Raw genomic sequence first — 9,670 nt, 5'->3', positions numbered from 1 at the left:
CTGCTGTCTTGCGTTTCCGATTCTATCAGACTCTTTCGTGTCCGATTTCCTCGGCGCTTTCCAGGTTCTCGCTTTCGCGTTTCCCTTTCCGGCGGATCCGACTCTATCAGAAGTTTTCCACCGGATTTCTCCGGCTTCGAATTCCTGAAATGAGGAGTCGGTTGTACCCCGATCGGATCTTGAAGTCCATGTGGGGTGAGAGAGACTTTAAACCATCGCTGCCGAACTTGTCCAGTTCGAGGCAACCGTTCGAATCTACCTCCCCGCTTCTTCCGTGTCAACGGCGTTTGCGGGACGACGAGGAGACTAGCAGCTCAGCAGGCTTGTACGCACATCAGGCCGCGGTCGGAAGCGTTGCGGTCCGGTCGGCGGCCTCCACGTCGCCGAGTTCGCCGGCACGCGCGGCCCTGCCGCCCAGGACGAAGACGTAGAGCAGGAAGGCCGCCTCGGCGACCACGCCGATCGTGATGCGCGCCCAGGTGGGGAGCCCCGAGGGAGTGACGAAGCCTTCGATCAGGCCGGAGACGAAGAGGACCACCGCGAGGCCGAGGGCCATGCCGAGGGCTGACCGGCCCTGTTCGGCGAGGGCCGTGCGACGGGTGCGGGGTCCGGGGTCGATGACCGTCCAGCCGAGGCGCAGCCCGGTACCCGCGGCCACGAAGACGGCCGTCAGTTCGAGCAGGCCGTGCGGGAGGATCAGGCCCAGGAAGACGTCGAGCCGGCCGGCGGATGCCATCAGGCCGAGGCCGACCCCGAGGTTGGCCATGTTCAGGAAGAGGATCCACAGCACCGGGATTCCCAGGAAGACGCCCAGGACGAGGCAGATCGCGGCCGCCTGGGCGTTGTTCGTCCAGACCTGGGCGGCGAAGGAACCCGCGGGGTTGCTGGAGTAGTAGGTCTCGTACTCTCCGCCCGGCTTCGTGAGCTCCTTCAGCTGCTCGGGGGCTGCGATGGCGCCCTGGACCTCCGGGTGCGCGGCTATCCACCAGCCGATGAGCACGCCGAGCGCCGTGGAGAGCAGGGCCGTCGGTATCCACCAGCGGCGGCTGCGGTAGACCGCGGCCGGGAAGCCCACGGTGAAGAAGAGGGCGGCGTCGCGCCAGCCGGCGCGGCGGGTGCCCGTGACCGTGGCGCGGGCACGCGCGACCAGTTGGGTCAGCCGCCCGGTGAGCATGGGGTCCGGTGCGCTGGACTGGATGAGCGAGAGATGGGTCGAGGTGCGCTGGTAGAGCGCGACGAGTTCGTCGGCTTCCTCGCCCGTCAGCTTGCGGCCGCGGCCCAAGAGCTGCTCCAGGCGGTCCCATTCCGCGCGGTGTGCCGTGACGAAGACGTCGAGATCCATCCGGTGCGCTCCCCTGCCCAGGTCCCCTGGCCGCTGCCTATTCCTAGTGTGGTCAGCTTGGCAGACTTGATGCAGTAGGGGCGGGGCAGGTCACATGAGAGGTGCTGCGGTGAGCGATCTGGTGACGGGGGACGCGGTCGTCCTGGGTCTGCGGCCGGCGAGGCTGCCGAGCCGGGCGCTGGCGATCCTCCTGGACCTGGCGGTCTACGTCACCGCGTACGGGGTCATCGGGGTCGGGCTGACCTTCGCGACCGCCTCGCTGGATCCGGCGGCCCAGGCCGCCATCGCCGTGGCGAGCTTCCTGTTGCTGCTGGTCGGCATCCCGATCGCGGTGGAGACCCTGTCCCACGGGCGCTCGCTGGGCAAGCTCGCCTGCGGGCTGCGGGTGGTGCGCGACGACGGCGGGCCGATCCGGTTCCGGCACGCGCTGGTGCGCGGGGCCCTCGGGGTGGTGGAACTGCTGCTGACGTTCGGCACGGTGGCGGCCATCGCCTCGTTGGTGTCGGCGCGCGGGCGGCGGCTCGGGGACGTCTTCGCGGGGACGCTGGTGGTCCGGGAGCGGGTCCCGGGTGCCCGGGTGATGCCGGTGCCGGCGCCGCCGCCGTGGCTGGCCGGACGGTTCACCCAGCTGGACCTGTCGGCCGTACCGGACGGGCTCTGGCTGGCGATCCGCCAGTACCTGACGCGCATGAACCAGCTGGATCCGCAGGTGGGTGCGGCGATGGCGGCGCGGCTCGCGGACGATCTCGTGGCGCGTACGGGGGCGCCGCCGCCGGCGGGGGTGCCGGCCGCGGCCTTCCTGATGGCCGTGGTCCACGAGCGTCAGTCGCGCGATGCCGCCCGGGCCTTCCACGCGGGCGCCGCTGCCGCCGCCCCGCCCGTCCCTCCGGTCACTCCGGCCCCTGCGGTCCCGTCCGGTTTCGGGCCGGTGCCGACCGCGGCGCCCGCGCAGCACGCCCCGAACACCCCGTACACCCCGTACGCCCCCCGGAGCGCTCCCGCGCCCGCGGCTCCCGCGGCGCCGACGGCCCCGGTGGAGGCTCCGCGCGCCGGTGGGTTCGCTCCGCCCGCCTGAGCGGGGCGCGGGCTCACTGCTCCTCGAAGGCCGAGGGCGGGGTCTCCAGGTGTTCGAGTTCGATACCGGGGGCCGAGAGGACCACGTCGCCGGCGACGTGGACCGTGTGTACCTCGCCCGTGTCCAGGGCGGTGACCCGGTACTCGTCCACCAGGAGCGGGCCGCTGTCCGTGGGGTGTTCCTGGCGGGCCACCAGGGCCCAGGCCTGGTCGACCGTACGCGGGGCCAGCACCGGGTCGGTCAGGGCGAGCAGGCGGACGCGGGTCGCGGGCGCGCCGGGGGTGAGGCGCAGCAGGCGGGTCGTGGCGATCAGGAAGGCCGGGGAGGTACCGGTGAAGCCGGGGGCGGCGATGTTGCCCTCGGTGGCCTCGGTGCCGGTGGGGTCGGTGCGGACCCAGGTGACGCCGTCGAGGGCGGCTCCGCGGACCTGCCAGCTCGCGGCGTTGACCTCCAGGCGGATGGGTCGGCCGAGTTCGTCGATCGCCAGGTCGACGGAGCCCCGGTGCTCGCCGTCCGGGGTGGTCAGCTGGGAGACGTAGCGCCAGCCGGAGGGGCCGGGGGCGCAGTGGAAGTGCTCCTCGGCGAGGGGGGTGTGGTCGTGCGGGTCGTGGAGCGAGTATCTGCCGCGGGGCATGGTGCGCACACTTCTTCGGATCGGGGGATACGGGGCAGGCCCCCGGCACGTGTGCCGGGGGCCTGCTTCAGGTCCGTCCGCGGTTGATCAGCCGGTGATCAGTAGCGGTAGTGGTCCGGCTTGTACGGGCCCTCGACCTTGACGCCGATGTAGGCGGCCTGCTCCGGGCGGAGGGTGGTGAGCTTGACGCCGAGGGCGTCGAGGTGGAGGCGGGCGACCTTCTCGTCGAGGTGCTTGGGCAGCACGTAGACGTCGGTCGGGTACTCCTCCGGCTTGGTGAAGAGCTCGATCTGGGCCAGGGTCTGGTCCGCGAAGGAGTTCGACATGACGAAGGACGGGTGACCGGTCGCGTTGCCGAGGTTGAGCAGACGGCCCTCGGAGAGCACGATCAGGACCTTGCCGTCGGGGAAGGTCCAGGTGTGGACCTGCGGCTTGACCTCGTCCTTGACGATGCCCTCGACCTTGGCCAGGCCGGCCATGTCGATCTCGTTGTCGAAGTGGCCGATGTTGCCCACGATGGCCTGGTGCTTCATCTTGGCCATGTCGGCGGCCATGATGATGTCCTTGTTGCCGGTCGTGGTGATGAAGATGTCGGCGGTCTCGACCACGTCGTCCAGCGTGGCGACCTGGTAGCCGTCCATCGCCGCCTGCAGGGCGCAGATCGGGTCGATCTCGGTGACGATGACGCGGGCGCCCTGGCCGCGGAGGGACTCGGCGCAGCCCTTGCCTACGTCGCCGTAGCCGAAGACGACCGCGACCTTGCCGCCGATGAGGACGTCGGTGGCGCGGTTGATGCCGTCGATCAGGGAGTGGCGGCAGCCGTACTTGTTGTCGAACTTCGACTTGGTGACGGCGTCGTTCACGTTGATCGCCGGGAAGAGCAGGTCGCCGGACTGCATCATCTCGTAGAGACGGTGCACGCCGGTGGTGGTCTCCTCGGTCACGCCGCGGATCTCGGACGCGAGCTGGGTCCACTTCTGCGGGTTCTCGCCGAGGGTGCGGTTGAGGAGCGTGAGGATGTGCGCGTATTCCTCGGAGTCCGCGGTGGACGGGTCCGGGGCCTCGCCGGCCTTCTCGAACTCGACGCCCTTGTGGACGAGGAGGGTGGCGTCACCACCGTCGTCGAGGATCATGTTCGGGCCGCCGGTGGGGGTGTTCGGCCAGGTCAGCGCCTGCTCGGTGCACCACCAGTACTCCTCCAGCGTCTCGCCCTTCCAGGCGAAGACCGGGACGCCCTGCGGGTTCTCCGGGGTGCCGTTCGGGCCCACGGCGATGGCGGCGGCAGCGTGGTCCTGGGTGGAGAAGATGTTGCAGGAGGCCCAGCGGACGTCGGCGCCGAGGGCGACGAGGGTCTCGATGAGCACGGCCGTCTGCACGGTCATGTGCAGGGAGCCGGTGATGCGGGCGCCGGCGAGGGGCTGGGCCTCCGCGTACTCGCGGCGGATCGACATCAGGCCCGGCATCTCGTGCTCGGCGAGGGTGATCTCCTTGCGGCCGAAGGCGGCCAGGGAGAGGTCTGCGACCTTGAAGTCCATGGGTGCTGCTCCTCATGGTTCGAGAGGTGGGTACGGCTGGTCCGTGCGCCGTCCTGGGGACGGGACACCGAGCACAGTCCGTCGGGGGTCCTCTCTCCCCTCGGCCGGTCGCAGGGACCGCCCGACCCGCCATCAGCAGCGACGCCTGACACTGCCCACGAATCTACACCGATCGGCGGCGGCGGCCCCAGTCGAACGGAGAACTGGGCGGGCGCGGATACCGGGCCGTCCGCCCACGCCCCCCACCCGATGCGCCTTTTCGGCCAGACCGTAATCTTCCAGCCGTTCGTACTGGTGGGAGGGGTTGGGATTCATGGCACGAAGGCCTGGACGACGTCGGGGGATCTGGGCGATCGCCCTGCTGGTGCTCGGCGTCACGCTGATCGCCGGTCCGCTGGCGTACATGATCGCCCGGTTCGCCCCGGTGAAGCAGTTCGGCGAGAACATGCTGCCCACGATCCCCGTCGGGAGCGTGCTCGTCGTGGAGAAGGACCACGGTGAGGTGCGGCACGGCGACGTGGTCACCTACGACCCGGCCGAGTGGGGGTACGACGGACCCTTCGTCGGACGTGTCGTGGCGCTGGGCGGCGACCACATCGCCTACGCGATGGGCGACCGGACGCTGACCCTCAACGGGAAGCCGCTCGACGAGCCCTACCTGCGCGACGGCGATGCCGGGGCGGGCGGGGTGAGCTTCGCCGTCTCGGTGCCGCAGGGCCGGATGTTCGTGCTGGGTGACAACCGCGGCAATTCCCAGGACTCGCGCTTCCACCCGGAACACCACCAGGGGACCCTGCCGCTGGCCGCGGTGACCGGGGTCGATTCCGGTATGCACGAGGAGTCCCCGCTGATGGTGGTCCTCGGCCTGCTCTCGTCCGCCGGGATTCTCCTCCTGCTCGTGGCAGTCGGGCTGGGGATCGCCTCGCTCGTGGCGCGGCGGCGCAGGCCGGTCGAGGTGCACGGGCCCGTCTGGGGCGCCACGCAGGTGGACCTGCCGTAGTCCCTGCACGTACGCCGGAGGCCCCCGCGGGCTCATGCTCGCGGGGGCCTCCGGCGCGTACGTACGCGGCGTGCGCGGCACGCGGCGTGCGCGGCGTGCGCGGCGTGCGGGACTACTTGGCGGCCTCGGGACGGTAGATGTCCGGCTCCAGGTAGATCACGCGGGCGATCGGAACGGCCTCGCGGATGCGGGCCTCGGCGGCGTTGATCGCGTCGGCCACCTCGGTCGCGGTGTCGTTGCCCTCGACGGCGATCTTGGCCGCGACCAGCAGCTCCTCGGGGCCGAGGTGCAGGGTGCGCATGTGGATGACGCGGGTGACGACGTCCCCGTCGACGGCCGCGGCCTTGATCTTCTCGACCTCTTCGACGCCGGCGGACTCACCGAGCAGCAGGGACTTCGTCTCCGCGGCCAGGACGATCGCGATGGCGATGAGCAGGACGCCGATGCACAGGGTGCCGATGCCGTCCCAGACGCCGTCGCCGGTCAGCAGGGCGAGGCCGACACCGCCGAGCGCCAGGACCAGGCCGACGAGCGCGCCGAGGTCCTCCAGCAGCACCACGGGCAGTTCGGGGGCCTTGGCCCGCTTCACGAACTGGGTCCACGACAGCTTGCCGCGGATCTCGTTCGACTCCTTGATCGCGGTGCGGAAGGAGAAGGACTCGGCGATGATCGCGAAGACCAGGACGCCGACGGGCCAGTACCAGGCCTCGATCGGGTGCGGGTCGTGGATCTTCTCGTAGCCCTCGTAGATGGCGAACATGCCACCGACGGTGAAGAGCACGATGGAGACGAGGAAGGCGTAGATGTAGCGCTCGCGGCCGTACCCGAAGGGGTGCTGCGGGGTCGCCTCGCGCTGGGCCTTCTTCCCGCCGAGGAGGAGCAGGCCCTGGTTACCGGAGTCCGCGACCGAGTGGACGCTTTCCGCGAGCATCGACGATGAGCCGCTGAAGAGGAAAGCCACGAATTTGGCTACAGCGATGGCGAGGTTGGCGGCGAGTGCCGCCACGATCGCCTTGGTACCGCCCGACGCGCTCATGGGTGCAGGGTGTCCTTCCTGGGCCAGTGACTACGGCCGCACATTGTTGCAGCCCCTGCGCCGGACGCCGTGTCAGACCACCACGGTGGCCCGGAAGACCGTACCGTTTCCGGATAGTTCGACCTTTTCGCCCGCCGGCACGAAGGCCGATCCGCCGGGCGTGAGCGTCAGTTCGCCGGCCTGCGCGGAGCCTGCCGTGCAGAGCAGGATCTGCGGGGCCCCGTCGGGCAGGACGTGGGGGGCGCCGCCGGGCGCGAGGAGGAAGCGGGAGAGCCGGAACTCGTCGATGGGGGCCTCGTAGACCTCCTCGCCACCGTCGCCCTCGGGCCGCATGACGGCCGGGTCGCTCGGCTCGAACCGCACGATCTTCAACAGCTCGGGGACGTCCACGTGCTTGGGGGTGAGCCCGGCGCGCAGCACGTTGTCCGAGTTGGCCAGCAGTTCGACGCCGAGGCCGTCGAAGTAGGCGTGCGGGACCCCCGCACCGAGGAACAGCGCCTCGCCGGGCTGGAGTCGGACGTGGTTGAGCAGCATGGCCGCGAGCACGCCGGGGTCCCCCGGGTACTCGTGGGCCAGGGCCGCGTACGTGGCGTACTCGCCGCCCAGGTGTGCGGCAGCAGCAGCGGTCTCGGCGACCGTACGGGCCATCTGCTCGCGGTCCGCGGTGAGTACGGCCGTCAGCACCTCGCGGAGCGCGGCCTCCTCGGGGTGCGCGCGCAGCACGTCGGCGTACGGCTTCAGGGAGCCCACGCCCAGCCCTTCGAAGAGGTCCGCGGACGCCTGCGGGGAGCGGAAGCCACACAGCCCTTCGAACGTCGTGATCGCGCAGATCATCTCGGGCTTGTGGTTGGGGTCCTTGTAGTTGCGGTGACCCGCGTCGATCGGGATCCCGCGCCGCTCCTCTTCCTCGAACCCCGCCTTCGCCTGGGCCAGGTCGGGGTGGACCTGGAGGGAGAGCGGGGCGCCGGCGGCGAGGATCTTGAAGAGGAAGGGCAGCCCGGGACCGAACTTGGCCACGGTGGCGGCGCCGAGCTCCCCCTCGGGGTCGGCGGCGATGACCTCCGCGAGCGACCTCTCGCCGGCGCCGCGGTCGACGCGGGACGGGGCGCCCGGGTGGGCTCCCATCCACAGCTCGGCCTGGGGCTCACCGGTGGGTTCGACACCGAGGAGCGCGGGCAGGGCGGTGGTGGATCCCCAGGCGTAGGGGCGGATCGTGTTGGTGAGGCGGTCCATCGTCGTCTTCCTGGATAGATCCGGGTGCGTGCGCGAGCTTCAGCCCTGTCCCCCGGCCGCCAACGCCAGGTAGGCGGTGGCGAAATCCGTGACGGCGAGCAGTTCGGCGAGCTGCTCCAGCTCGGCGCCCTCCTCCGGTTCGAGCTCGCTGATCGCCGTGTCGTGGCTGAGGGCGAGTTCGCGCGCGGCGGGGGCGGCGGTGAGACCGCCGGCCGGCCGGTCCCGGAGCAGGACGACGCGGGCGCGGAGGGCCTGGGGCTCGTCGACCCGGTCGCGGAAGAAGTCGTCGGGGTCGGCGCCGGCGGCGAAGTCACCGGCGAGCAGGACGCCGTGGGCGGGCAGTGCCTCGGGGAGCGCGGCCGCCAGTGCGGGGCGGCCGGCGAGTTCGGCGAGGGTGGCGGCGAAGCGGCGGCCCGCGGGGCCGGCGCCGGTGCCCTCGCTCCAGATGAGCGGCAGCGTGTCCGCCAGCTCGGCGGCGAGGGTCTTGGCCGGGTTGGAGTAAGTGGCGATGGCGGGCCCGCAGCGTTCGGCCGTCCGGTCGAGCCGGTCGGCGACGAGCTGGAGGGTCTCGGGGGCCGCGGTGATCAGGCCGACCTTGTCGAGGAGCAGCAGCAGCGGCGTCAGCAGGGCCCACAGGGCGCCGGGGCCCGCGGCGGCGGACTCGTCGAACTCCGGGTACGGGGCCTTCGCCATCGGTACGAGGAGCCCGTGCGCGCCGTCCACCGCCTCGCTCAGCGGGGAACGCTCCGGCGCCACGGCGACGACGGTGCAGCCGCGCCGGTAGGCCTGCTCGGCGAGCACGGCGAGCCCGGGCTCGGTGCCGTCGGTGGTGGTCACGAGCAGCAGGTCGACCGAGCCGGCCCAGCCGGGCAGGGACCAGCGCAGCGCCCCGGCGGCGTGGGCGACCCCGGTGGGGTCGAGCCGGATCACGGGCGCGGAGGCGCCCGCGAGGGCGCCGAGCAGGTCGGCGACGCCGGTGGCGGCGGTGCCGGGCCCGGCGATCAGGACCGCGCGGGGCCGGCCGTCGGGGCGCAGGGTGGCGATGCCCGCCTCGCTCGCGTGCCGGACCGCGGTGCGGACTCTGGCCCCGGCTTCGGCCGCGCCGCGGAGCAGGCCCCGTCGGTCGACGCGGGCGAGATCGTCCGGTGCGTCGAGGAGCGACTCGTCGAGCATGGCGGCCTCCGGCTGTTGGGTGACGGGAACCTGTCTGCGCGTGGTGCGGTGCGGTGCGGGTCAGGCGGGGCGGGTCGGGCGAGCGGGGTCAGGCGGGGCGGCGGGCCTCGTCCACGAGGAGCACCGGGATGCCGTCGCGGACCGGGTAGGCGAGACCGCAGTCCTCGCCGGTGCAGAGCAGCTCGGGGGTCTCGTCGGCCGACTTGTCCTCGAGGGGCGCGTGGCAGGCGGGGCAGGCGAGGATCTGCAGGAGGCCGGCTTCGAGCGGCATGGGGCGGGTTCCCTTCGGGGATGCGGGTGGGGCGTGGTCAGCGTACCCCTGGGGCTGCGCCGGTGCGGCCCGGGGCGGGCGGGGGTGGGACCCGGCTCCGCCGGGGCGCCGGGACCGCCGGGAGCCGGTTCAGGGAACCGGCTCCGCCGGGGCTTCGTGGGGCTCCGCCCCACACCCCGCGCCCCGAACACCGGCGCAGCCGGATTCGCGGGCCCGTGGCCGGAAGCGCGGGCCGAGGGGGCCGGAAGGCCCAGCCCCGTCGGAACCGGACCTCAGGCGCGGATGAGGGCCAGGGCCTCGTCGCGGACGCGGACCAGGGTTTCCCGGTCGCGGGCCTCGACGTTCAACCGCAGCAACGGCTCCGTGTTCGA

The 9,670-nt window shown here is 72.0% G+C and carries 10 protein-coding genes; 2 read left to right on the top strand and 8 right to left on the bottom strand.

Annotated elements, in window-relative coordinates:
• Window positions 1–334 precede the first annotated feature (334 nt).
• Window positions 335–1,342, bottom strand: coding sequence for a stage II sporulation protein M (locus tag IH80_RS0137220; protein ID WP_030966314.1), 1,008 nt, complete (start codon window positions 1,340–1,342; stop codon window positions 335–337).
• Between the two features lie 109 nt (window positions 1,343–1,451).
• Here IH80_RS0137220 and IH80_RS0137215 point away from each other — a divergent pair, with 109 nt between their 5' ends.
• Window positions 1,452–2,417: an RDD family protein gene (locus tag IH80_RS0137215; RefSeq protein WP_037882203.1), complete on the top strand. Its 966-nt coding sequence runs from the start codon at window positions 1,452–1,454 to the stop codon at window positions 2,415–2,417.
• 13 nt (window positions 2,418–2,430) lie between these two features.
• On the opposite strand, the gene IH80_RS0137210 is transcribed toward IH80_RS0137215, so the two are convergent.
• Both IH80_RS0137210 and ahcY read right to left on the bottom strand, forming a co-directional pair.
• On the bottom strand, window positions 2,431–3,051 hold the full coding sequence (locus tag IH80_RS0137210) for a hypothetical protein (RefSeq protein ID WP_030966312.1): 621 nt from the start codon (window positions 3,049–3,051) through the stop codon (window positions 2,431–2,433).
• Window positions 3,052–3,149: 98 nt separating this feature from the next.
• The gene (gene ahcY / locus IH80_RS0137205) at window positions 3,150–4,586 is read right to left on the bottom strand and encodes an adenosylhomocysteinase (protein ID WP_030966311.1); all 1,437 of its coding nucleotides are present in this window, start codon (window positions 4,584–4,586) and stop codon (window positions 3,150–3,152) included.
• Between the two features lie 313 nt (window positions 4,587–4,899).
• Here ahcY and lepB point away from each other — a divergent pair, with 313 nt between their 5' ends.
• Complete coding sequence (gene lepB / locus IH80_RS40240) at window positions 4,900–5,586, top strand: signal peptidase I (RefSeq protein WP_030966309.1); 687 nt, start codon at window positions 4,900–4,902, stop codon at window positions 5,584–5,586.
• A 112-nt stretch (window positions 5,587–5,698) separates the two neighbouring features.
• Here lepB and IH80_RS0137195 read toward each other — a convergent pair whose 3' ends face one another.
• The 5 genes from IH80_RS0137195 to IH80_RS43230 all read right to left on the bottom strand — a co-directional run.
• Entirely contained in the window at window positions 5,699–6,622 is a 924-nt protein-coding gene (locus IH80_RS0137195; RefSeq protein WP_030966308.1) for a cation diffusion facilitator family transporter, read from the bottom strand.
• 72 nt (window positions 6,623–6,694) lie between these two features.
• Window positions 6,695–7,855, bottom strand: coding sequence for a mannose-6-phosphate isomerase, class I (gene manA / locus IH80_RS0137190; RefSeq protein WP_030966307.1), 1,161 nt, complete (start codon window positions 7,853–7,855; stop codon window positions 6,695–6,697).
• Between the two features lie 39 nt (window positions 7,856–7,894).
• Window positions 7,895–9,028, bottom strand: coding sequence for an SIS domain-containing protein (locus IH80_RS0137185; protein ID WP_030966306.1), 1,134 nt, complete (start codon window positions 9,026–9,028; stop codon window positions 7,895–7,897).
• Window positions 9,029–9,116: 88 nt separating this feature from the next.
• Window positions 9,117–9,299: a Trm112 family protein gene (locus IH80_RS0137180; protein ID WP_030966304.1), complete on the bottom strand. Its 183-nt coding sequence runs from the start codon at window positions 9,297–9,299 to the stop codon at window positions 9,117–9,119.
• Between the two features lie 272 nt (window positions 9,300–9,571).
• Window positions 9,572–9,670: hypothetical protein (locus IH80_RS43230; RefSeq protein ID WP_158943839.1), on the bottom strand; the 99-nt coding region annotated here is incomplete at its 5' end.

The organism is Streptomyces sp. NRRL S-378, assembly GCF_000720645.1.
GTDB lineage: Bacteria > Actinomycetota > Actinomycetes > Streptomycetales > Streptomycetaceae > Streptomyces.
The sequence above is the reverse complement of the archived record's forward strand: the minus strand, read 5'-3'. Positions and strand labels throughout refer to the sequence as shown.